This is a genomic window from Haliea atlantica (assembly GCF_054779855.1).
Map to the genome: position 1 here is coordinate 119,534 of NZ_BAAGXL010000014.1, position 22,187 is coordinate 141,720.

Below are 22,187 nucleotides of genomic sequence, written 5' to 3' on the forward strand. Positions count from 1 at the left end.
TCAGAACAGGTCGTAGGTAAAGCGCAGGCCGAATTCCAGGGGCCGGTTGGTGAGGATCTTGCGCGACCCGTCCTGGGTGTTGATGTGCAGCTCCGCCCGTTCGTCGGTGAGGTTGTTGACGAAGAGCTCGGCGGTCCAGGTGTCCTGGCGGTAGCCGAGGGTGGCGTCGGTTACCACGTAGGAGTCCTGCAGTTCCCGGCGCGCGGGCACGTCGATGATCGAGCTGTAGGCCTCGTCGGAGTAGCGGGTGGCCAGCTGTACGTGGGCGGTACCCTGCATCACCTCCCACTCGTAGCGGCCGCGCAGGCTGAACTGGAACTCCGGGGCCAGCGGCAGCTGGGAACCGATGTCGGTAACCGCGAAGGCGAAGGCCGGGTTCAGCTCGACGATCTCGGTGTCGTTCCAGGAGAAGGCGCCGAACAGGCTGAGATTTTCCGTGGCCAGCCAGGACAGGTTGCCCTCGATACCCTTGATCTCGGCGTCGCCGGCATTGTCGACAATGGTCAGGAAGTCGATGTTCTGGGAGTCGATATGGCCGACCTGCATGTCGTTCCACTCGATGAAGTAGGCGGCGCCGTTGAAGCGCAGGCGGCGGTTCAGGTACTCGTGCTTCCAGCCCAGCTCGTAGTTGATCAGCTCGTCCGACTGGTAGAGCAGGGGAATGCAGTAGCTGGGTGTGCGCGAGGTCTTGCAGGGGGCGCTGCCGTCCGCGCTGGGTTCCACCTGGCCGCCGGCGACGGCGCGGTTGAAGCCCTGTGGCCGGAAACCCTCGGACCAGGTGGCGTACCACATCCGGTCATCGGACTGGCGCCAGCTCAGGGTGACCCGGTGGATGGTGTCATCCACCGAAGCCGGCTGGAACTCGCCGATGTTGGTCACGTAGTCGCGGCCGCCGGTGACGTCCGGGCGGATCACCACGTCGGGGTTATTGGCGGCATTGCCGTCGGCCAGGTTGGGCACCGGGCGGTTGCCGTACTTGAAGATGGAGAAGCCCTCGAAACCCACCTCGAGGTCGTACCAGCGGAAGCCGTAAGCCAGGGTGAAGTCGTCGAGGAAGTCCACCGCCAGCTCGCCGAACACGGCGATCTGCTCTTCCGGCCGGGTGATGTCGTTGGAGAACTGGGTGGTAGGCCCGCGCTCGCTGGGGTCATTGGCGACCACCGGTCCCTCGCCACCGTTGAGGTTTGCCGGGTCCGGGGCGTTCCACTCGGGGTTGCCGTAGTTGAAGTCGCCGACGTGTTGCAGCTCCACGTCCTCGTAGAAGATGCCGCCCTGGAAGCGCACCCAGCGGGCCGGGTCGGTATTGAAGCGCAGCTCGTGGGTGGTGCGTTCCATCTCGTTGCTGATGGCGGCGAAGCCGGCGCCGGTGTTGGTGCACTCGATCACGTCCGGGTCGCCGGACAGGGTCGGGTCGAAGGTGTAGCCGACGCCGCCGCCCCCGTGGTAGCCGGGGGTGTTGTACTCGCACATGTAGCCGGCCACATAGAAACCGGTGTTGGCGTAGTTGGAGTAGTCGATGACCTGGTCGGTTTCCCGTTTCAGGTAGGCGCCGGTATAGAGCAGCTCCAGCTCACCCAGGCGGCCCTGGAGGGTCCAGGCGGTCTGGGAGAAATCCTCGGTGAGGCGGTCCGGGTGGTAGCGCTGCACTTCCAGGTCGCCCACCTCGGGGTCGTAGTCGAACACGCCGTCGGCGTCGAGCTGCTGCTGGTGGTGGGTGAGCAGCAGATCCCAGCTGTCGTTGATCAGGTACTTGAGGCCGGCGCGGAAACCCTGGTAAGTGGCGTCGTTGAAGTCGTCCTCGACCAGGGCGTCGTTGCTGCGCGACTGGTACTGCACCGGGTAGGCGCGGCCGGGCTCGGCGTAGCTGCCATCGGCGAACTGGTGCCCCTGGGTGTCGCCGCCCGCCGGGGTGAAGACCACACCGTCGTTGGAGGGCAGGGCCGGGTTCCGGTTGGGATCCGGAGTGAAGGTGCCCTTGACGTTGTCGATGTAGCCGCCCTGGCGATCGTTGAAGATCAGCACCCGGGCGGCCAGCTTGTTCTCGATCAGCGGGAAGTTGAACACCGCGCTGGCATTGGCGCTGGGGTCGCCCTCGGGCATATAGGACGTGCCCGCCTTGAAGGAGGCGGAGAACTCATCGATCACCGGTTTGTTGGTGATCAGGCGCACCGTGCCCGCTTGGGAACTCGAGCCGAAGACCGTGCCCTGGGGCCCCGGCAGCACCTCGATGCGCTCCATGTCGGCCACATAGACGTCCAGGTTGCGTCCACCTGCAGTGACCGGCTGCTCGTCCAGGTACAGGGCCACGTTGGGGGCACTGCCGTTGGCCTCCTGGATGGTGGTGTTCATGGCCTGGATGGCGGCGCCGCGAATGTAGATTTCATTCTGGCCCGGCCCGCGGCCGCCGGCGGTCACATTGGGCAGGGTGGCGATATAGTCGGAGAAGTCGGTAATGCCCTGTTCATTCAGGGCCCGTTCGGTGATGGCCGACACCGCCACCGGCACGCTCTGCATGCTGGCTGCCTGCTTGGTGGCGGTGACTACCACCTCTTCCAGTTGCTGGCCCTGACTGGCGGCGGCCAGGCCCCCGGCGAGGGCGGCGACAATGGCGCGGCTGAGCGGGTGGCGGGCGGGTCGTTGGCTGCCCAGGCCGTGACGGGTGGCATGCTGCATTGGAATCTCCATGTTCACCGGAAGGTGATCTTGTGCGTGTGTTGTCCCCTGGGTTTTTATTAGAACTCTAATAATGTTAGCGGGTTTGGCGATGGCGGTCGACCGGCGACCCGTCGGCGCGGCCAGCGGTGCCTGCCGGCGCTTTGGCGTCTTTCCGCTATGGTATAAGGATGGTTTGCCGCACGTGTGCCTGCTGTGTCAGTCTGTGCCGGTCCCCCAGGAACCTGAGGAAATGATTAGATGAAGAATGATTCCAGTCGATGGTCCGGTTTCCTGCAGGTTGACGGGGCGGTGTTCTGGCCCTCGCTTGCCCTCTTGCTGGCACTGGTGGCCATCGCCGCCCTGGCGCCCGAGGCGAGCAGCGCCTGGTTCCAGCAGCTGCAGGACGCCATCATTGTCTACGCCAGCTGGTACTACGTCCTGGTGGTTGCGCTGATCCTGATTGCCATCGGGGTACTCAGCATTACCCGGCTGGGCGATATCAAGCTGGGCCCGGACCACTCGGTGCCGGACTACTCGCTGCCGTCCTGGTTCGCCATGCTGTTTGCCGCCGGCATGGGTATCGGCTTGATGTTCTTCGGGGTGGCGGAGCCGGTGATGCACTTCCTGCAGCCCCCCCACGGCGAGGGCGGCAGCGCCGAGGCGGCACGCCAGGCGATGCAGCTGACCTTTTTCCACTGGGGCCTGCACGCCTGGGGCATCTACGCCATTGTCGCCCTGGTGCTGGGCTATTTTGCCTTCCGGCACAACCTGCCCCTGACCCTGCGCTCGGCCTTCTACCCCCTGGTGGGCGAGCGCATTCACGGCCCCTTCGGTGCCGCGGTGGACGTCTTCGCCATTGTCTGCACCAGCTGCGGTATCGCCACCAGCCTCGGCTACGGGGTGCTGCAGATCAACGCCGGCCTCGGCTACCTGCTGGGCTGGGAGGTCAGCACCACCATGCAGGTGCTGCTGATCATCGGCACCATGGCGCTGGCCGGGATTTCCGTGGCCCTGGGGCTGGACGCGGGCATCAAGCGGCTGTCGGAGTTCAACCTGTTCCTGGCGCTGCTGTTGCTGACCGGTGTGCTCCTCGCCGGCCCCACCGTGGTGATTCTGCAGTCCACCATCCAGAGCCTGGGGGTCTATGTCGGCGACCTGGTCTCCAAGACCTTCAACCTCTATGCCTACGAGCCCACGGACTGGCTCGGGGGCTGGACCATTTTCTACTGGGGCTGGTGGCTGAGCTGGTCGCCCTTTGTCGGCCTGTTCATTGCGCGCATTTCCCGCGGCCGCACCATTCGCGAATTCGTCCTCGGGGCCATGCTGGTGCCCTGCGGCTTCACCCTGCTGTGGATGGGCGTGTTCGGCAACAGTGCCATCGAGCTGATACTGCACGAGGGCCAGTCCGCCCTGGCCGACAGCGTGCTGGATAGCCAGGCCCTGGCGTTGTTTCACTTCCTCGAGTACATGCCCTGGTCGACCCTGCTCTCGGTGGTGTCACTGGTCATGGTGATCGTGTTTTTCGTGACCTCGGCGGACAGCGGTGCACTGGTGCTCAACATGCTCAGTGCCCACGGCCGCGACGATACGCCGACCTTCCAGCGCCTGCTGTGGGCGGCGGTCATCGGCATCATTGCCATCGTGCTGCTGATCGCCGGGGGACTGGCGGCCCTGCAGACGGCCGCGATCGCCAGCGCACTGCCTTTCTCGGTCGCCCTGATGGGGGCAGTCTGGGGCCTGACCCGGGCCCTGCGCCTGGATGTCGCCCAGCGCGACATGCAGAGCGTGACGCCCCTGGTGCCCGGCCCCGGTGGCTGGCGCGGACGCCTGGACCTGCTGCTCAAGCACCCGGATGACGACGAGGTAAAGCGCTTTCAACGCGAGGTGGTGCTGCCCGCGCTGCGCGAATTTGCCAAGGCGCTGCGCGACCACGGCGTCGGTGTCCAGGTGAAGGATGCCCTCAGGCGCGCGGACAGCGTGCGCCTGGAAGTGTCCACCGATGGTGAAGGGGAATTCGTCTACGAGGTGATTTCCCGTCGGCATGTCGGGACGCCGGGAGGCGAGTCCGTCGAAAGCAGTGACAACGGCGAGTACCACCGCGCGGAGGTGCACCTGTTCCAGGGTGGCCAGGACTACGACATCATGGGCTGGACCCGGGAGCAGATCATCCACGACGCCCTCGGCCACTACGAGCGCCACCTGCAGTTTCATCGCGGGCTGCAGTAGGCAGCCCGCGGCTCAGCGCTGCAGCAGGGGAGTGAGAAAGGCCTGCAGATTGTCGGACAGGGAGTCGAGGTCGTAACCCCCTTCTTGCACTACCAGGGTGGGCAGGTCCAGTCCGGCAATGTCCCGCCCCAGCCTGGCGAAGCCTTCGGTGGTCACCGCCACCTTGGCCTGGGGGTCGGCCCGGTAGATGTCGAAGCCCAGGGCTAGGACCAGGGCGTCCGGCTGGAACAGATTAATGGCATCGCAGGCCTGGCCCAGGTAGGCGAAAAAATCCGCCTCGCTGCTGCCGTGGGGCATCGGCAGGTTGATGTTGTAGCCCAGGCCCGGCCCCGCGCCGCGCTCGTTCTCGAAGCCGCTCACCACCGGGTAGAAGTTGGTCGGGTCGCCGTGGACGGAGACATAGAGCACGTCGTTGCGCTCCCAGAAAATCTCCTGAATGCCCTGGCCGTGGTGCATGTCGGTGTCGAGGATGGCGATGCGCGGGTAGCGCGAGGTCAGGCGCTGGGCGGCGATGGCGGCGTTGTTCAAATAGCAGAAGCCGCCGGCGGCGTCGCGGCGGGCGTGGTGACCCGGGGGCCGGCACAGGGCAAAGGCCTCGCGATTCCCGGTGAGCAGGGCATCCGCCGCGGCCACGGCGGTCTGGGCCGACCAGTAGGCCGCCTCCCAGGTGTGCTCGCCCACCGGGCAGCTGCCGTCGGCCAGGTAGCGCGCGGCTTCTGCGAGAATGCCGCGCAGGGCATTGGGCTCGCGCACGAAGATATTCGACATCACCTCGTCACCCCAGTCCTCACCCATTGCCGTCCAGCGGCGATGGGCGTGTTGCAGGAAGCGCAGGTAGCCGAGGTCGTGCACCGCGGAAATCGGCCCGGCGCCGGCATCCTGTGGCGTCTGCACCGGCAGGTCCAGGGCCTCGAAGCCGGCCAGCATGCGCTCGGTGCGTTCGGGTACCTCCTGGGGTGTGCGCATCTGTCCGCGGGTGAAGTAGGTCTTCGGGCTGTGGCGATCCTGGGCGGGGTGGAAATAGACCTGCATGAATGCCTCCGGTCAGATGACTGGGCTTGCAGTATAGGCCCGTGCAGGGGGTGCAGGACAAGGGGGCAGCGCGTGCGCCCTGGCGCCACCGGTGCGGGCTTCTCCCCGGCGGGGGGCCGTGCTATGGTGTGAGCATGTTGTTCACCGCGCCAACTGTCATTTCCCCGGGTACTCGTCTGGCCAATACGTCAGTCGACGTCTTCCCTGTGCGCGGCGATCAGAGCACCCTGCCGGCCTGATCGCCAGCACCTCTCCCCCAGGCAGTTACCCAAACCTTTTATTTCCCAGGCCCGATTTCCGGTTGGTTGCAGCTGCGCGCATGTCGTGCTGCCCGCCGGATTGTCAGCGAGCACCCCGCCCGGGCGTGCTGACCGCGGGCCCGGCTTTTGTTGGAGCGTACCCATGAACCCGATTGTCACCGGCTCAGCCATTACCCTGAAAGAGAGCGACTACGAGCGTCTGCAGGCCACCATCGAACACCACGAGAGCCCGCAGGCGGATGCCCTCGACGAGGAGCTGGCGCGCGCCGAAACCGTGCCCGACGCGGACTTCCCCGAGGGCATTGTCAGCATGCACTCGCGGGTGACATTCGAGGACATCGACACCGGCAGGGAAACCACGGTGACCCTGGTGTATCCTCAGGAGGCGGACGTAGCGCAAATGCGGGTGTCGGTGCTGACCCCCGTGGGCAGCGCCTTGATCGGCCTCTCGGTGGGGGGTGAGATCGAGTGGCCACTGCCCTCTGGCCAGGCACGCCGCCTGCGGGTCACCTCGGTCCAGCGGGACACCGCTTTCGCCGCCTAGCCCACCGTTCCGGCCCGGGGCCTTGTCGCGGCTAGTGCTTTTGCCGGCAGCTGGCCGCCCGCGGGAGTGGGTCTACGCGTAGTCCGGCAGCCAGCCGCCGCAGTCCTTCCAGCGGTTGACGATCTCGCAGAACAGCTCCGCGGTGCGTTCCGCATCGTAGGCGGCGGAGTGGGCCTCGGCGTTGCTGAACTCGATACCCGCGGCCTTGCAGGCCTTGGCCAGCACGGTTTGACCGTAGGCCAGGCCGGCCAGGGTGGCGGTATCGAAATAGGAGAATGGGTGGAAGGGGTTGCGCTTGATGCCGCAGCGCTCCACCGCGGCATTGATGAAGCCGGCGTCGAAATGCGCGTTGTGGGCGACGATCACGGCGCGGTTGCAGCCCTGGTCGCGGATTTCCTTGCGCACGATGCGGAACAGTTCGTCGAAGGCTTCCTCCTCGGTGACCGCCTCGCGGAAGGGGTGCCAGGGGTCGATGCCGGTGAAGTCGAGGGCCGACTGCTCGATATTGGCACCTTCGAAGGGTTTGACCTGGAAGTCCCAGGTGCGGTGCACGCTGAGATTGCCGGCGTCATCCATGCGGATCACGCTGGCGGCGATTTCCAGGATGGCATCGGTGGAGGCGACGAAACCGCCGGTCTCCAGGTCGACCACCACCGGCAGGAAACCGCGGAAACGGTCCTTGATACGTTGCCCGCTGACGTCACTCAAACCGTGTCACCTGCTGTCGCCACCTGCCACTGTAGGGTGTCGCCGGCGCGCAGGGGGGTGAGATCCTCGCTGCCCAGGGGCAGGCGCTGCGGCACCTGCCAGGGGCGACGCTGCAGGGTGATGCTGTCGGTGTTGCGCGGCAGGCGGTAGAAGTCCGGCCCGAACCAGGCGGCGAAGGCCTCCAGGCGGTCCAGGGCTCCGGCGGCCTCGAAGGCCTCGGCGTAGAGCTCAATGGCGGCGTGCGCGGTGTAGCAGCCGGCGCAGCCGCAGGCGGTTTCCTTGCGGCCGGTGGCGTGGGGCGCGGAGTCAGTACCGAGGAAAAACTTCGGGCTGCCCGAGATCGCCGCCTGGATCAGTGCCTGCTGGTGGGTGTTGCGCTTGAGCACCGGCAGACAGTAGTGGTGCGGGCGGATGCCGCCGACCAGCAGGTCGTTGCGGTTGAGCAGCAGGTGATGGGCGGTGATGGTTGCCGCCACGTTGTCCGGGGACGCGCTGACGAAATCCACCGCGTCGGCGGTGGTGATGTGCTCCAGTACCACGCGCAGGCCCGGGAAGTTGCGCACGATGGGCGCCAGGTGCTGGTCGATGAACACCTTTTCCCGGTCGAAGATGTCCACCTCGGACTCGGTCACCTCGCCGTGCACCAGCAGCGGCAGGCCCGCCGCCTGCATCGCCTCCAGGGTGGGGTAGAGGGCCTCCAGCTTGGCCACACCGGCATCGGAGTTGGTGGTGGCGCCCGCCGGGTAGAGCTTGACCGCGTGGACGCAGGGGCTCTCCGCCGCGCGGCGGATTTCCTCCGCAGGGGTGCGATCGGTGAGGTAGAGCACCATCAGCGGCTCGAAGGCCCGCGGCAGGTCGCGCATGGCGGCGAGGATACGGTCGCGATAGGCCTCGGCTTCGGCCACCGTGGTCACCGGTGGTGTCAGGTTGGGCATGACAATCGCGCGGCCCATGTAGCGGGCCATGTCGGCACAGGTCTGGGGCAGGGCATCGCCATCGCGCAGGTGCACGTGCCAGTCGTCGGGGCGGGTCAGGGTCAGTTCGGTCACGGGGGCCTGGGGTCTTGCGGGTGGAGGCCCATGGTAACGCAATCCCCCAGCGCGTTGAATACGGGCGCCTTTCGGGACGCCGCCGCGGGGGGTAGAATACGGCCCCTTTCGCACAGCCCTGGTAACGGAGCGACCCATGTCTGACATCAAGAAAGTGGTACTGGCCTATTCCGGCGGTCTCGACACCTCGGTGATCGTGCGCTGGCTGCAGGATACCTACAACTGTGAGGTGGTGACTTTCACCGCCGACATCGGCCAGGGGGAGGAAGTGGAGCCGGCCCGCGCCAAGGCCGAGGCCCTGGGCGTCAAGCAGATCTACATCGATGACCTGCGCGAGGAATTCGTGCGCGATTTCGTGTTCCCGATGTTCCGCGCCAATACCATCTACGAGGGCGAGTACCTGCTGGGCACCTCGATTGCCCGGCCGCTGATTGCCAAGCGCCTGATCGAGATCGCCAACGAGACCGGCGCCGACGCCATCTCCCACGGCGCCACCGGCAAGGGCAACGACCAGGTGCGTTTCGAGCTGGGTGCCTACGCCCTGAAGCCGGGCATCAAGGTGATTGCCCCCTGGCGGGAGTGGGACCTGACTTCCCGGGAAACCCTGATGGCCTACTGCGAAGAGCGCGATATCCCGGTGGACTTCAGCAAGAACAAGAAGAAGTCTCCCTATTCCATGGATGCCAACCTGCTGCACATCTCCTACGAGGGCGGCATCCTCGAGGACCCCTGGGCCGAGGCCGAGGAAGACATGTGGCGCTGGAGTGTCAGCCCGGAAGCGGCCCCCGACACCCCCACCTACATTGAGCTGGATTTCGAGCGCGGTGACATCGTTGCCATCGATGGCGAGCGCCTGAGCCCCGCGACGGTGCTGGAGCGCCTGAACCAGCTGGGCGGCGCCAACGGTATCGGCCGTCTGGACATCGTCGAGAACCGCTACGTGGGCATGAAATCCCGCGGCTGCTACGAAACCCCCGGTGGCACCATCATGCTGCGGGCCCACCGCGCCATCGAGTCGATCACCCTGGACCGCGAAGTCGCCCACTTGAAGGACGAGCTGATGCCGCGCTACGCCAAGCTGATCTACAACGGCTACTGGTGGTCCCCCGAGCGGCAGATGCTGCAGACCGCCATCGACCAGAGCCAGGCGGTGGTCAACGGCAAGGTGCGCCTCAAGCTGTACAAGGGCAACGTCATCCTGGCCGGTCGCCAGTCCGCGGACAGCCTGTTCGACGAGAGCATCGCCACCTTCGAGGACGACGCCGGCGCCTACGACCAGAAGGATGCCGAGGGCTTCATCAAGCTCAACGCCCTGCGCATGCGCATTGCCGCGGGCAAGGGCCGTTCCATGCTCTGACGTTCGGCGCACTGATGCAGAAAAACGCGGGGGCCTGTTGGCCCCCGCGTTGTTTTCGTCCCACGGTTTTGCGGTGATTCACGGTCGCGGCCGGCGTCCGAAGATCAGGGACGCTACAAACAGCACCAGGAAGACCAGGAACAGGATCTTGGCGATGCCGGTGGCGGCCCCGGCGATGCCGCCAAAGCCCAGTACCCCGGCGATGATCGCGATGATCAGAAATGTCAGTGCCCAGCTCAGCATGGTATGCCTCCTTTTCCTGCAATGGGTAGTGAGAGCGGGTCACCGGCGGCGAGGCCGGTGACCGGGGTGTTTATTTCACGACGCGCAGCTCGCTGGCATCCACGCCCTGCACACCGCGAATGTTGCCGGCGGTTTCCTCGGCCAGGGCTTTCTCCTCGGGAGAGTTCACGACCCCCGCCAGGGCGACCTTGCCGTCAACCGTATCCACCTCGATTTCCAGCCCGTCCAGGTTGCGGTTGAACAACAGGCTGGATTTCACCTTGCTGGTGACCCAGGCGTCACTGACTGTCTCCCCGGCCTCGTTCATTGCGGCCTTTGCCTTGTCGGCGGTCCCGGGTGCATCGACCACGTCAATGCCATTCTCGACATCCCGCACCGAGTCGGTATTGGCGGCCAGCTTGCCGGCCAGGTCCCGGGCCTCGCTGCTCTGGCTGGTCCCCTGCAGGGTCACCACGCCGTCCTTGGTGTCCACATTGATGTCCAGCCCCTGGGTGTGGCGGTTCCACAGCAGCTTGGATTTCACTGTGGCGGTGATGGTGGCATCGCGGACCTGGCTGGCGAAATCGGAGGTCTTGTCGTTGCTCTCGACATCGGGGTCGATCTCCAGCTGATTGTCCACGCTGTCGACACCGTCAATGCCCAGGGCCACCTGCTCCGCCAGATCGCGGTCGACTTCGGTTTCCACTGTCCCGGTGAGGGTGGCGGTGCCGGTCTCCACATCGACATCAATGCTGAAAGGGCTGAGGTGGCGGTTGAGAGCGATGGCAGTCCAGATGGAGCCCTCCTGCCGCGCTTCGCTCAGCTGCCGGCTGATGTCGGTGTCGTCCGCCTGTGCGGACAGCGGGGCCAGTGAGACAAGGCTTGCGGTGGCAGTGGCCAGGACCAGTTTCTTCATCGTATGCATGGTGACTTCCTCCTGAATCTGCTTTTTAACGGGGTCCGCACGTCCACTGCGCGGCCCCGACAAGACTGTCGCAAGGCCCGTGCCAGTTTTTTCCTTTACGGAAAGTGTCGACAAATCAACAATCTGAGCACTTTGTGCTGGCGCGTTGGGCATGCAGGTTGCAGGATGGGGCCCTGTGGCACCGTGCAAGATGCACGGTCATTCATGCATGCAAGCGAACAGGAGGCGCGATGGACGCCGTGGTGGCTGACAAGGGACGTATTCTGCTGGTCGACGACGAGGCGGCGATTCTGCGCACCTTCCGCTACTGCCTGGAGGACGAGGGCTACCGGGTCGTCGCTGTGTCCAGTGCCGCCCAGGCGCTGGCCGCGCTGCAACAGCAGGTCTTTGATCTCTGTTTTCTCGACCTGCGGCTGGGCGACGACAGTGGCCTCGATGTGCTCGCGCACATGCGCCGGGAGGCGCCCTGGATGCGCGTGGTCATCGTCACCGCGCACTCCGCGGTGGACACCGCGGTGGACGCCATCCAGGGCGGTGCCGCGGATTACCTGGTGAAGCCCTGTGGCCCCGAGCAGCTGCGCGAGTCCGCCGCGCGCCAGCTGCAGCTGCGCGGCGACACGGCAGCCCTGGAGGACGGTGGCGGTGAGCGGGCGGACCTGCAGTCGGGCAGCCCGGCCATGATGGCAGTGCTGGAGACGGCGCGGCAGGTGGCCGGCACCGATGCCAGCGTGCTGGTGCTGGGGGAGTCCGGTACCGGCAAGGGCGAGCTGGCGCGGGCGATTCACGACTGGAGCCGGCGCGCGAAGGGCGCGCTGGTGACCATCAACTGCCCCTCCCTGAGTGCGGACCTGATGGAGAGCGAGCTCTTCGGCCATGCCCGGGGTGCCTTCACCGGTGCCACCGACAGCACCGCGGGCCGCGTGAGCCAGGCCGACGGCGGCACCCTGTTTCTGGACGAGATCGGGGATTTCCCCCTGCCGCTGCAGCCCAAGCTGCTGCGCTTTATCCAGGATCGCGAGTACGAGCGGGTCGGCGACCCGGTCACACGGCAGGCGGATGTGCGCATTGTCGCCGCCACCAACCGCGACCTGCCGGCGATGGTCGAGGACGGCAGTTTCCGTGAGGATCTGCTCTATCGGCTCAACGTGATCACCCTGACCCTGCCGCCCCTGCGCGAGCGCCGCGAGGATATCCCGGGCATGGCGGAGCGCTTCCTGGCGCGCTTTGCCGAGGAATACGAGCGCCCGGCCCGGGTGTTTAGCCAGGCGGCACGGGAGGCCCTGCAGGCGCATGCCTGGCCGGGCAACGTGCGCGAGCTGCGCAATGTCATCGAGCGGGCCTGCATTGTCTGCCCCGACGAGGAGTTGACGGAAACGCACTTGGGCCTCGCCGAAGCCGGGCGCGAGGCCGCGCCGCGGGTGGGGGCCGAACTGAGCCTGGAGGCCCTGGAAAAAGCCCATATCGCCGCGGTGCTGGCCGCCAGCGATACCCTGGAGCAGGCGGCTGCCACCCTGGGTATCGATGTCTCCACCCTCTACCGCAAGCGCAAGCTCCTCGGCCTGTGAAGCTGCGCACCCGGCTGTTCCTGCGCAGCAGCGCCCTGCTGACCATGGCGCTGGCCGGGCTGCTGTTGGCCACCTTCAGTGTGCTGCAGTTGACCCGCGCCCAGGGCCTGGCGGTGACCCGCGATCTGGATATCCTGCAGGCCAGCCAGGCGATGGAGCGGGAACTGGGCCGGCAGACGACGCTGCTTCTGGCCGAGAACCTGGATCGCGCCGCGCTGCTGGCCTCCCTGCAGCGTTTTCGCCAGCAACTGGATAAGGCTTCGGTGCAAATAGCGCTGGACGATGACCGCCTGGCATTGCGCGCCGTCGCCGGTGCCTTTGGCACCTGGGCGGAATTGTTGCGGCGGCCCTATTCGGTGCGCAGCGAACTGCTTCGCCACGACGAGTTCGCCAGCACCCTGGCCGCCGTGCGCGAGCGCCTCAACGACCTGCAGATCCGCTACGTGCGCGCGGTGGAGCAGAGTCAGCAGTCCACCCGGGAGACTGCCCGCATCGTCGCCGGCCTGCTGGGCCTGAGCGGCATCGCCATCATCCTGATCGGCATGGTCACCGCCCACAGCGTGGCGCGGCAGTTTGCCGAGCCGATCGAGTCCCTCGCCGGGGCCGCCGATCGCATCGGCCGCGGCGACTTCGATATCACCCTGCCGGTGTCCCGGGAGAACGAGCTGCGCGCGCTGATCCAGCGTTTCGGGCTGATGGCGGAGTCGGTGCGCGAGTTCAAGCACAGCGATGTCGAGGCCTTGCAGGCGGAACAGCGGCGCCTGCAGGCGGTACTCGACAGCATCGACGACGGGCTGCTGATCCTCGACCCGGGCGGCCGGCTGGAGCACTTCAACCCGGTGGCCCGGCGGCAGCTGGGCTGGGATGGCGCGGCACTCGGGCAGCGCCCCGGCGCGTTGCTCGCCGACCCCGATCTCGACCAGCAGGTGGCCACGGTACTGCGCGGCGACAGCCTGGACAGTGCCTCCCAGGACCTCGCGGTCACCGTCGCGGGGGAGCCGCGGGTGCTGGCCTACAGTGTCACGCCGGTCAGCCGCGACGGGGAGGCCATCCGCGGTGCGGTGATGGTGTTGCGGGACGTGACCGAGCAACGCGCCTTCGAGCGCATGCGCAACGAATTTGTGCTGCGTGCCTCCCACGAGTTGCGCACGCCGATAACCGGCATGCAGATGGGCTTCGGACTGTTGCGTGAGCGCTTGAGCTTTCCAGAGGACTCCCGGGAGGCGGACCTGCTGCAGACCGTGGACGGGGAAATGCAGCGGCTGCTGGCGCTGGTTAACGACCTGCTGGATTTTACCCGCTACCAGAGCGGCCAGCAGCAGCTCGACCTGCAGCCCTGTGACCTGGAGAGCCTGGTAGAGTCGGTGTGTCAGCGCTTTCAGGCGGCGGCTGCCGAGGCGGGCGTCGAACTGCGCGCCGAGCTGCCGACGGACCTGCCGCGCCTGTACCTGGACCCCCTGCAGCTGGGGCGGGTGCTGGACAACCTGGTGGGCAACGCCCTGCGCCACAGCCCCGCGGGGACTACCGTGCGGGTGGCGGCGCGCCGGGCGGGGGAGCAGGTGGAAGTGTCGGTGGTGGATCAGGGCCGGGGCATTCCCTACAGCCAGCAGGGCCGGGTTTTCGAGCCCTTTGTGCAGGTTGGCGACCGCAAGGGCGGTGCCGGCCTGGGGCTGGCCCTGTGCCGGGAAATCCTGCAGCTGCACGGGGGCCGTATCGGCCTGGACTCGCGCCCCGGTCAGGGGGCGCGTTTTGTCTTCAGCCTGCCGGTCACCCGGCCGATGGCCGGGGCCGCCGGGGTTCAGTCGAGGGTGTAGCGCACCGGCATCGACTTGAGGCCGCCGACGAAGATGGCGTGAATCCACTCGGGCTCGGCGGTGAACTGCATCTCCTTCAGCCGCGGCAGCAGTTCGCGGAAGAAACAGGACACCTCCAGTGCCGCCAGGTGCTGGCCCAGGCACATGTGCGAGCCGTAGCCGAAGGCGAGCTGGGTCTTCGGGTCGCGCCGCAGGTCCAGGCGGTTGGGGTGTTCGAAGATCTCGGGGTCGCGGTTGGCGGCGGGGTACCACAGGGCGATATTGTCCCCGGCGCGAATCTGCCGCCCGCGCAGCTCCAGGTCCTCGGTGGCGGTGCGCACCATGTGCCGTACCGGTGACACCCAGCGGATGATTTCCTTGGCCGCCTGGATGTCGAGCTCGGGCTGCTTCCGCCACAGGTCGAGCTGGTCGGGGTGTTCCAGCAGGGCCTTCATGCCGCCGCCGATAGCCGCCGAGGTGGTGTCGTGCCCGGCGCTGGCGGTGATGATGAAATAGCTGGCCTGGTCGAGCACGTTCATCGGCTCGCCGTCGATTTCGGCATTGGCCAGCACCGTGGCCAGGTCGTCCCGGGGGTTCTTCTTGCGGTCCTCGATTACCTCGCTGAAGTAGGCACCGAAGTCGTTCAGCACATCCAGGCCGGCGGTCTGGGAGTCCGCCCGCTGCAGGCTGGGGTCCTGGCTGCCGAACATCTCCTGGGTCAGCTTGAGCATGGTCGACTCGGCCTCCCGGGGCAGGCCGAGGATGGAGAGGATGATGCGCAGGGGGAACAGCAGGGCGATGTCGCGCACGAAATCGCACTCAGGCCCCATGTCGCGCATCTTGTCGACGAATTCGCGGCTCAGCGCCTGCACCTCGGCGCGCAGGGATTCGATCGAGCGCGGCAGGAACCACTCCCGGGTCACCTTGCGCATCTTCAGGTGCTTGGGACGATCCATGTGGATCAGGGTTTCCAGGCCATTGCGGGTGCCGAAGCGCTCCAGCAGGGCCTCCTCGAAGGCGGTGGGGATCAGGATGGTGCGCGGCGCGCTGAGAAAGCGGTCGTTCTCGCTGCCGATGCGCTTGATGTCGTCGTAGCGGGACAGGGACCAGAAGGGGCGGTAGTCGGGATGCTCCACCCAGGCCACCGGATCGTGTTCGCGCAGGTAGTCGAACAGGGCGTACATGCTGCGCTCGTCGCCCATGATGCGGGCATTGAGCACATCGGCGGGCTGGAAGTCGCGGCCCTCGGGGGGGCTGCCGGCGGTGGCGGCTGTCGATTGGCTGGGTGTCACTGTCGCGCTCCGTGTTTATTCTGCGGGGTTATCGGTGTGCTTGAAGACCTTGCCGCCCTTCATCACGAAGCCCACCTCCAGCAGGCTTTCGATCTCCTCCAGGGGCGAGGTGTCCAGGGCAATCAGGTCGGCATACTTGCCGGCTTCCAGGGTGCCCAGTTCCTCCGAGCGGTCGATCAGGTCCGCGGCGTTGACCGTGGCACTGACCAGGATCTCCATCGGCGGCATGCCGGCCCGGTGCATCAGCACCGCTTCCATGGCATTGTCGCCGTGACGGGAGACCCCGCTGTCGGTGCCGAAGGCCACCTTGACCCCGGCCTTCCAGGCCTTGCCGAAGTTCTCCTGCATGTCGGCGCCGACGCTGACCGCCTTCTCTCGGATCGCCGGGCTCATGAAGTCGGATTCTTCCGCCATCACCTTCACCGTGTGGCCGGCGAGCAGGGTGGGCACCAGGTAGGCGCCGGTGGATTTGAACAGCTTGATGGCTTTCGGCCCGGTGTAGGTGCCGTGCTCGATGCTGGCCACGCCGGCTTCCAGGGCGGCGATGATGCCGTCCTCCTGGTGGGCGTGGGCGATCACCTTCTGCCCCATGCGGCCGGCGGCGCGCACGACTTCCTGTAGCTCGTCCTGCTCCATCTGCTGCCCGGTGCCCGTGGCGCGGTCGGTGAGCACGCCGCCGGTGGAGGTGATCTTGATCAGGTCGCTGCCGTACTTGATCGCATCCCGCGTTGCGCGGCGGCAGTCGTAGGGGCCGTCGCAGATACTGCGCCCGGTATACAGCTCCATCAGTTCCGGCTTGACCCCGCTGACATCGGCGTGACCACCGGTGATGCCGACGTGGCCCGCGGCGACAATGCGCGGCCCGTCGATCCAGCCGCGCTCGATGGCGTCCCGCAGGGCGTACATCTCCTGTTCGGTGGAGCCGGCGTCGCGCAGGGTGGTGAAACCCGCCTCCAGGGTGCGCCGGGCGAACATGAGCGAACGCATCTGCACCAGCTGGCTGGAGAACTTCAGGTCCTCGCTGTCGTTGTCCGGCCCCAGCTCGCTCTGCAGGTGGACGTGCATGTCCATCAGGCCGGGCATGACGAAGCGGTCCTTGAGGTCGATCAGGGTGGCGTCCGCGGCGATGCTGCCCGGGTCGCGATAGCCGTCGAGCACCTGGCTGACCCGGTCGTCGGTAATCACCAGGGTCTGTTCGCTTTTGGGCGACTCCCCGGGCACGGCCAGCAGGGTGCCGGCGTGGATCACCGTGGTGGCAGCCAGGGTGGCGGGGCCGGTGGCCAGCAGGGCGGCGGCGAGCAGGCCGGTCAGCCAGCGGTGGGACAGGCCGGTGGCGCGATGCCGGGCACGCGCGCTCCGACGAAGGTTCAGCAGCGCCATGGTGTTCTCCTTGTGGTTGGCGAGTGCAGTCACCGGCAGTATGCCAAATGTCATTCGGCTGGGGAGGGTCGGATATGGCCAAGTTTGTGATGTGTGTCGCACGGGCTGTCGTGACAAGAGCTGCGGCATGTGCCATGGTGGCGGCTTGCTTATAAAGTAGACAGTTCAGGGGGCAAAGTGGGGAGTGCAATGCGTAAAACAGGGTTTTTGATGGGCGCTTTGCTGGCAGCGGGGCTTTCCGTTTCAGCCCAGGCGCAGATGGGGTCCCTGACTACCACCTACGCGGGTGGCAATGGTCAGAATGGCAACATGTTCGATGTGGTGGCCGCGAATGACATTACTGTCACCGGTTTTGATATCAACTGCGATACTGCTGGCCCGGAGACCTTCGAGGTCTACAGCAAGCAAGGTAGCTATGTGGGTTCCGGCACCACGCCGGGTGACTGGACGTTGCTGGCTACGGCCACCGACCTGGCGTGTAACAGCAGTGGGACCCCCACTCCTTTGGGTTTGAACCTGAATGTGGCGATATCCGCTGGCGCAACCCAGGCCTTTTATATTACGGGCACCGGTTCTCCCCCCGACGTGTCCTACACCGACGGTACGGCGGTAGGCTCAGTCGCCGCGCAGAATACGGACCTGCAAATTCTCGAGGGGGCGGGGGTTGAGTACCCCTTTGTTAGCCTGTTTGAGCCGCGCATCTGGAACGGGACCCTGTACTACCAGTTGGGCACGTTGGCACCGCAGTCGATTCCGACGCTGCCCCTGCTGGGCCTGGGCATCCTGGGTGGTCTGCTCAGCCTGGTGGCCGCTCGCCGTCTGCGCCGGGCTGCCTGAGCCCGCGCCGACCCTCTCAGTGAAAATCGCGGGACTGCAGCTGCAGTTCCGCTAGGGCCTCCGTGTAATCCTCCAGTGCGCCGGCGATGATGTGCATCACCCCCTCGCGCTGCTCCAGCGTTCCCTTCACCACCAGTAGCCGGCCGTTCATCAGGGCCTGGCGGAACTGCTGTTGGGTGCGCGGCCAGACCACAATATTGCTGTTGCCGGTCTCGTCCTCCAGGGTCAGGAAGAGCACCCCGGAGGCGGTGCCGGGGCGTTGCCGGCAGGTGACCAGACCGGCGATGCGCACGAAGCCGCGGTTGGGGATTGCCGGCAGGTCGACGTGGCGCTTGCAGCGGTTGAAGGGAAACTGCTGGCGCAGCAGGCTCAGGGGGTGGGCGCGCAGGGTCAGGCCGGTGGTGCGGTAGTCCGCCAGCACCTCCTCGGCCACGCCGGGGGCGGGCAGGGCGATGTCGTCGTCCATGGCGCGGGCGGGCTGCTGTAGCTCCCCCTGCAACAGCGGGCGCGCCGGCTCCAGGGCCAGCACCTGCCACTGGGCCTGGTGGCGGTGGCCGCTGAGGGAGGCGAGGGCGTCGGCGTCGGCCAGGGCCTGCATGTCGCGCTTGTCCAGCTCCGCCCGCTGGCGCAGCTGGCCCACCTGCAGGAAGGGCCCGGCGGCGCGGGCCTCGACCAGGCGCCGGGCGCCGCCATGACTCAGCCCGCGCACCAGGCGCAGGCCCAGGCGGATCGGCGCCTGCCGGCCGGGGGGCGCCGGCAATAACTGGTGGTCCCAGCTGCTGGCGTTGACGTCGACCGGCAGTACCGCCACCCCGTGGCGGCGGGCGTCCTGGATCAGCTGCGAGGGGGAGTAGAAGCCCATCGGCTGGCTGTTCAGCAGGCCGGTGTAGAAGGCCGCCGGTTGGTGGCACTTCAGCCAGGCCGACACCCAGGCCAGCAGGGCAAAGCTGGCGGAGTGGGACTCCGGGAAGCCGTAGCCGCCAAAGCCCTTGATCTGGTTGAACAGGCGATGGGCGAAGGCCTCGTCGTAGCCGCGCGCGACCATGCCCTGCACCAGCTTCTGCTCGAATTCCAGCAGGCGGCTGTTCTTGCCCCAGTTGCTGATGGCCCGGCGCAGCTGGTCCGCCTCGCCGCCGGTAAAGCCCGCCGCCACCATCGCCAGCTTGATCACCTGCTCCTGGAAGATGGGGATTCCCAGGGTGCTTTCCAGCACCTCGCGGATCTCCGGGCTTGCGTAGCGGACCTTGCCCGGGTCCCGGCGTCGCTCCAGGTAGGGGTGCACCATGTCCCCCTGGATGGGCCCGGGGCGCACGATGGCAATCTGGATCACCAGGTCGTAGAAACAGGCCGGGCGCAGGCGCGGCAGCATGGTCATCTGGGCGCGGGACTCCACCTGGAACACGCCGATGGAATCCGCCGCCTGCAGCATGCGCCAGGTGGCGGCGTCGTCCCGGGGAATGTCCGCCACCTCGCGAATCTGCGGGTGCTCGCGGTGCACCAGCTCCAGACTCTTGCGGATCGCCGAGAGCATGCCCAGGGCCAGCACGTCGACCTTGAGCAGGCCCAGGGACTCGATGTCCTCCTTGTCCCACTGGATCACCGTGCGCTCCGGCATGCTGGCGTTTTCCACCGGCACCAGCTGGGACAGCGGCCCGCGGCTGATGACGAAGCCACCGACGTGCTGGGACAGGTGGCGGGGGAAGCCGAGGATCTCCTGCACCAGCTGGAAGAACAGCTCGGCCAGGCGCCCGTGCTCCGACACCCCCTGCTCCTGGAAGCGCTGGGCCAGCTCGGAGCTGCGGTCCCACCAGGCGAGGGAGCGGGCCAAGTCATCGACGAAGACCGCGTCCAGGCCCAGGGCCTTGCCCACATCGCGCACTGCACTGCGGGCGCGGTAGGTGATGACCGTGGCCGCCAGGGCGGCGCGGCGGCGACTGTACTTGTCGTAGATGTACTGGATCACCTCCTCCCGGCGCTCGTGCTCGAAATCCACGTCGATGTCCGGGGCCTCGTCACGCTCGCGGGAGATGAAGCGCTCGAAGAGCAGGGAAATCTGCTCCGGCGACACCTCGGTGATGCCCAGGCAGTAGCAGACCACCGAGTTCGCCGCCGAGCCGCGGCCCTGGCAGAGAATTCCCCGCTCCCGAGCAAAGCGCACCACGTCGTGCACGGTGAGGAAGTAGTACTCGTAGTGCAGCTCCTCGATCAGGGCCAGCTCGCTCTCGATGCGCGCGCGCTGATTCTCCGGCACGCCCGCGGGCCAGCGCCGCCGACAACCGGCCTCCACCAGGGCGCGCAGGTGGCTGCTGGCGGTTTCCCCCGCGGGCACCACCTCCTCGGGATATTCATAGCGCAGCTCGTCCAGGCTGAACTGGCAGCGGGCGGCGATCTCCACGCTCGCCTGCAGCAGCTGCGGCGGGTACAGCTGCCGCAGGCGGGCCAGGGTACGCAGGTGCTGCTGGCCGTTGGCCAGGCGCCGCCGCCCCAGGCGGGCGACACTGGTGTTGTAGCGCAGGGCGGTAAACACATCGTGCAAGGGCTTGCGGCTGGCCACGTGCATTTGCACATCGCCGCAGGCCACCATGGGCAGTTCCAGTGCGCGGGCCAGCCCCTGCAGGGCCAGGTAGCGTTCCACCTCGCCCCCGGCCAGACGGTGGGTCACCCCCAGCCACACCCGGCCGGCGCAGAGACGGGCCAGCTGCCGCCCGTAGCCTCGCGCTGCCTCGTCGTCCCCCTCGGGTTTCCAGATCAGCAGGCAGCGCTTGAGGTGGAAGATCACATCCCGCAGCGCCACCCGATACTCCCCCTTGGGGCTGCGCCGGCGCGCCAGGCTGATCAGCCCGGACAGCTCGCCGTAGGCCGCCCGGCTCGGCACCAGCGCTACCAGTCGGATGCCCTCGACCAGGTTCAGTTCGCTGCCGATGATCAGCGGGATACCCGCGGCCTTCGCCGCGACATGGGCCTTCACCACCCCGGCCAGGGAGCACTCGTCGGTAAGGGCAATGGCCGCATAGCCCTGTTCCGCCGCCCGCTCCACCAGCTCGTGGGGATGCGAGGCGCCGCGCAGGAAGCTGTAGCAGCTGAGGGTGTGGAGTTCGGCGTAGGGCATGGCTTACGGCTGGCCGTGGAACAGGATGTAGCGTCCGACCCAGTGTATGTAGGTCTTCTCGGTCTTCCAGGCATAGCCGGCGTCGCGCATGTGCCGCCGGACCTGGTTGAGTAGCCTAGTGGGGTTGGCTGAGATGACGGGTCTGATGTCGTTCATGGTTGTGTATAGCAATAACTGTATTTGCATACAGTAATTCGGTGGGGTGGGATTGCAAGAGGGTTTTCACCGGAACGCAGCCATCAGAGTCGGGGTTTTCTCGGTAACCGTTTGAATTTAATGGAGTAAATCTCTGTCTGTGTGGTTGAATTTGATGTCTTGCTAACTTCCGAGTGGTCCGGCTAATAAGCGGCGCTGGTGAGTCAGATATTCTAAATCTTTGATTTTGTGAGGAATATCACTGTCCACTTCGCACGGCGTGCTGGAGTTAGCAGGCAGGGTGTTATACGGTCTGGTCTTGCTAATTAGCTGTTATAACGCAATGGAAATTTATGCATGAAAATTAAAGTAGCCGTAGCTTGTTTTACAGCAATACTGGCAATAGCTTTCCCCGTGATGGCGGACATATTTACTCCTAGTCATTCTTGTTCAAAACCTTACAAGCCTTATCAGTTCAATGATCAATGGGAGCTGGATAACTTTAATGACGAGGTGCAACGTTACAAACGGTGTATCACTGACTTCGTTGATGAGCAGAACGAGGCAGCAGAACAGCACCAACAAGCAGCTAGTGATGCAATCGACGAATGGAACAACTTTGTTAATTATGAGCTGAACTAAATGCGTTATAACAAGTTGCTCAAGTTCACTCCGCCAGCAAAAAGCGCTGGCTCCGTGGGACAGCCTACACTGCGTTTCGGCTGCCCCTTAGCAAGGCGTTAAATGCCAAGGAGATTTGGGTGCAGATAGATACTTTGCAGGAGGCAATAGCGGCGCAAGCTGCCATCATCCGTTACCTTGCGAGGAATGGAATAAAGGATCTGGTTGGTGACTATGGCGAACTGCTAATCCACCAAGCTTTTGGCGGCGAGCGAAAAAGCGCAGTTCATCAAGGCTTTGACATTCTCCACCCCGAGTTCGGCCGGATAGAAGTAAAAACCAGGAAATATGAACTGAAAGAAGACGGCTCTATCAGGAAAGAGAGCAGAGCTGTCGGTTTCAAAGGTAAAGAAAATGGGCTCCTCGTCACTCTGAGTGGAATTAGACCACATGCTGGGGCATCCTACCGCGCACCGA

Annotated in this window: 18 protein-coding genes; 8 read left to right on the plus strand and 10 right to left on the minus strand. The window is 65.9% G+C overall.

Translation table 11 applies throughout. The annotated features are described in order from the left end of the window. On the minus strand, positions 1-2,673 hold the full coding sequence (locus ACYVGS_RS10530) for a TonB-dependent receptor (protein ID WP_460588640.1): 2,673 nt from the start codon (positions 2,671-2,673) through the stop codon (positions 1-3). 240 nt (positions 2,674-2,913) lie between these two features. Here ACYVGS_RS10530 and ACYVGS_RS10535 point away from each other — a divergent pair, with 240 nt between their 5' ends. Next, positions 2,914-4,881 carry a BCCT family transporter gene (locus ACYVGS_RS10535; RefSeq protein WP_460588641.1) on the plus strand — a complete coding sequence of 656 codons (1,968 nt, stop codon included), beginning with the start codon at positions 2,914-2,916 and terminating at the stop codon, positions 4,879-4,881. A 12-nt stretch (positions 4,882-4,893) separates the two neighbouring features. Here ACYVGS_RS10535 and ACYVGS_RS10540 read toward each other — a convergent pair whose 3' ends face one another. Further along, positions 4,894-5,913 carry a histone deacetylase family protein gene (locus ACYVGS_RS10540; protein ID WP_460588642.1) on the minus strand — a complete coding sequence of 340 codons (1,020 nt, stop codon included), beginning with the start codon at positions 5,911-5,913 and terminating at the stop codon, positions 4,894-4,896. A gap of 402 nt (positions 5,914-6,315) precedes the next feature. Here ACYVGS_RS10540 and rnk point away from each other — a divergent pair, with 402 nt between their 5' ends. After that, positions 6,316-6,717 carry a nucleoside diphosphate kinase regulator gene (gene rnk / locus ACYVGS_RS10545; RefSeq protein ID WP_460588643.1) on the plus strand — a complete coding sequence of 134 codons (402 nt, stop codon included), beginning with the start codon at positions 6,316-6,318 and terminating at the stop codon, positions 6,715-6,717. Positions 6,718-6,789: 72 nt separating this feature from the next. Here the strand turns inward: rnk and rnt are convergent, their stop codons facing one another. Continuing rightward, the gene (gene rnt, locus ACYVGS_RS10550) at positions 6,790-7,425 is read right to left on the minus strand and encodes a ribonuclease T (protein ID WP_460588644.1); all 636 of its coding nucleotides are present in this window, start codon (positions 7,423-7,425) and stop codon (positions 6,790-6,792) included. Continuing rightward, a complete protein-coding gene (gene pyrC / locus ACYVGS_RS10555; protein ID WP_460588645.1) occupies positions 7,422-8,474 on the minus strand; it encodes a dihydroorotase in 1,053 nt (350 codons plus the stop codon). The genes rnt and pyrC overlap by 4 nt, the downstream gene beginning before the upstream one ends. Before the next feature lie 136 nt (positions 8,475-8,610). Here pyrC and ACYVGS_RS10560 point away from each other — a divergent pair, with 136 nt between their 5' ends. Then, positions 8,611-9,831 (plus strand): argininosuccinate synthase, encoded by a 1,221-nt coding sequence (locus tag ACYVGS_RS10560; RefSeq protein WP_460588646.1) that lies wholly within the window; start codon positions 8,611-8,613, stop codon positions 9,829-9,831. Positions 9,832-9,909: 78 nt separating this feature from the next. Here the strand turns inward: ACYVGS_RS10560 and ACYVGS_RS10565 are convergent, their stop codons facing one another. Both ACYVGS_RS10565 and ACYVGS_RS10570 read right to left on the minus strand, forming a co-directional pair. Further along, on the minus strand, positions 9,910-10,074 hold the full coding sequence (locus ACYVGS_RS10565) for a DUF1328 domain-containing protein (RefSeq protein WP_460588647.1): 165 nt from the start codon (positions 10,072-10,074) through the stop codon (positions 9,910-9,912). Positions 10,075-10,144: 70 nt separating this feature from the next. Continuing rightward, positions 10,145-10,978, minus strand: a complete 834-nt coding sequence (locus tag ACYVGS_RS10570; RefSeq protein ID WP_460588648.1) for a BON domain-containing protein — start codon at positions 10,976-10,978, stop codon at positions 10,145-10,147. Between the two features lie 230 nt (positions 10,979-11,208). On the opposite strand from ACYVGS_RS10570, the gene ACYVGS_RS10575 reads away from it, so the two are divergent. After that, on the plus strand, positions 11,209-12,543 hold the full coding sequence (locus ACYVGS_RS10575) for a sigma-54-dependent transcriptional regulator (protein ID WP_460588649.1): 1,335 nt from the start codon (positions 11,209-11,211) through the stop codon (positions 12,541-12,543). Then, positions 12,540-14,357 (plus strand): ATP-binding protein, encoded by a 1,818-nt coding sequence (locus ACYVGS_RS10580; protein ID WP_460588650.1) that lies wholly within the window; start codon positions 12,540-12,542, stop codon positions 14,355-14,357. Before ACYVGS_RS10575 ends, ACYVGS_RS10580 begins: the two co-directional genes overlap by 4 nt. On the opposite strand, the gene ACYVGS_RS10585 is transcribed toward ACYVGS_RS10580, so the two are convergent. Beyond that, entirely contained in the window at positions 14,342-15,628 is a 1,287-nt protein-coding gene (locus ACYVGS_RS10585) for a cytochrome P450 (RefSeq protein WP_460588651.1), read from the minus strand. The two genes, ACYVGS_RS10580 and ACYVGS_RS10585, sit on opposite strands and share 16 nt — an antisense overlap. Positions 15,629-15,643: 15 nt before the next feature. Continuing rightward, entirely contained in the window at positions 15,644-17,008 is a 1,365-nt protein-coding gene (locus ACYVGS_RS10590) for a metal-dependent hydrolase family protein (RefSeq protein WP_460588652.1), read from the minus strand. A 210-nt stretch (positions 17,009-17,218) separates the two neighbouring features. On the opposite strand from ACYVGS_RS10590, the gene ACYVGS_RS10595 reads away from it, so the two are divergent. Next, positions 17,219-17,845, plus strand: a complete 627-nt coding sequence (locus tag ACYVGS_RS10595; RefSeq protein WP_460588653.1) for a hypothetical protein — start codon at positions 17,219-17,221, stop codon at positions 17,843-17,845. Positions 17,846-17,861: 16 nt separating this feature from the next. On the opposite strand, the gene ACYVGS_RS10600 is transcribed toward ACYVGS_RS10595, so the two are convergent. Beyond that, the gene (locus tag ACYVGS_RS10600; RefSeq protein ID WP_460588654.1) at positions 17,862-20,954 is read right to left on the minus strand and encodes an error-prone DNA polymerase family protein; all 3,093 of its coding nucleotides are present in this window, start codon (positions 20,952-20,954) and stop codon (positions 17,862-17,864) included. A 3-nt stretch (positions 20,955-20,957) separates the two neighbouring features. Then, entirely contained in the window at positions 20,958-21,110 is a 153-nt protein-coding gene (locus ACYVGS_RS10605) for a phage integrase N-terminal SAM-like domain-containing protein (RefSeq protein ID WP_460588655.1), read from the minus strand. Between the two features lie 336 nt (positions 21,111-21,446). Between ACYVGS_RS10605 and ACYVGS_RS10610 the strand changes: the two genes are divergently transcribed. After that, entirely contained in the window at positions 21,447-21,731 is a 285-nt protein-coding gene (locus ACYVGS_RS10610) for a hypothetical protein (RefSeq protein ID WP_460588656.1), read from the plus strand. A 119-nt stretch (positions 21,732-21,850) separates the two neighbouring features. After that, positions 21,851-22,187 (plus strand): hypothetical protein (locus ACYVGS_RS10615; RefSeq protein WP_460588657.1); only part of this gene is annotated, 337 nt, incomplete at its 3' end.

What these genes read in the sequence shown, in the direction of transcription:
- ACYVGS_RS10600 (WP_460588654.1), bottom strand. Translation starts at nt 20,954, where the DNA reads ATGCCCTACGCCGAACTCCACACCCTCAGCTGCTACAGCTTCCTGCGC.
- ACYVGS_RS10590 (WP_460588652.1), bottom strand. Translation starts at nt 17,008, where the DNA reads ATGGCGCTGCTGAACCTTCGTCGGAGCGCGCGTGCCCGGCATCGCGCC.
- ACYVGS_RS10575 (WP_460588649.1), top strand. Translation starts at nt 11,209, where the DNA reads ATGGACGCCGTGGTGGCTGACAAGGGACGTATTCTGCTGGTCGACGAC.
- rnk (WP_460588643.1), top strand. Translation starts at nt 6,316, where the DNA reads ATGAACCCGATTGTCACCGGCTCAGCCATTACCCTGAAAGAGAGCGAC.
- ACYVGS_RS10560 (WP_460588646.1), top strand. Translation starts at nt 8,611, where the DNA reads ATGTCTGACATCAAGAAAGTGGTACTGGCCTATTCCGGCGGTCTCGAC.
- ACYVGS_RS10605 (WP_460588655.1), bottom strand. Translation starts at nt 21,110, where the DNA reads ATGAACGACATCAGACCCGTCATCTCAGCCAACCCCACTAGGCTACTC.
- ACYVGS_RS10540 (WP_460588642.1), bottom strand. Translation starts at nt 5,913, where the DNA reads ATGCAGGTCTATTTCCACCCCGCCCAGGATCGCCACAGCCCGAAGACC.
- ACYVGS_RS10535 (WP_460588641.1), top strand. Translation starts at nt 2,914, where the DNA reads ATGAAGAATGATTCCAGTCGATGGTCCGGTTTCCTGCAGGTTGACGGG.
- ACYVGS_RS10595 (WP_460588653.1), top strand. Translation starts at nt 17,219, where the DNA reads ATGGGCGCTTTGCTGGCAGCGGGGCTTTCCGTTTCAGCCCAGGCGCAG.
- ACYVGS_RS10570 (WP_460588648.1), bottom strand. Translation starts at nt 10,978, where the DNA reads ATGCATACGATGAAGAAACTGGTCCTGGCCACTGCCACCGCAAGCCTT.
- ACYVGS_RS10565 (WP_460588647.1), bottom strand. Translation starts at nt 10,074, where the DNA reads ATGCTGAGCTGGGCACTGACATTTCTGATCATCGCGATCATCGCCGGG.
- ACYVGS_RS10610 (WP_460588656.1), top strand. Translation starts at nt 21,447, where the DNA reads ATGAAAATTAAAGTAGCCGTAGCTTGTTTTACAGCAATACTGGCAATA.
- ACYVGS_RS10530 (WP_460588640.1), bottom strand. Translation starts at nt 2,673, where the DNA reads ATGCAGCATGCCACCCGTCACGGCCTGGGCAGCCAACGACCCGCCCGC.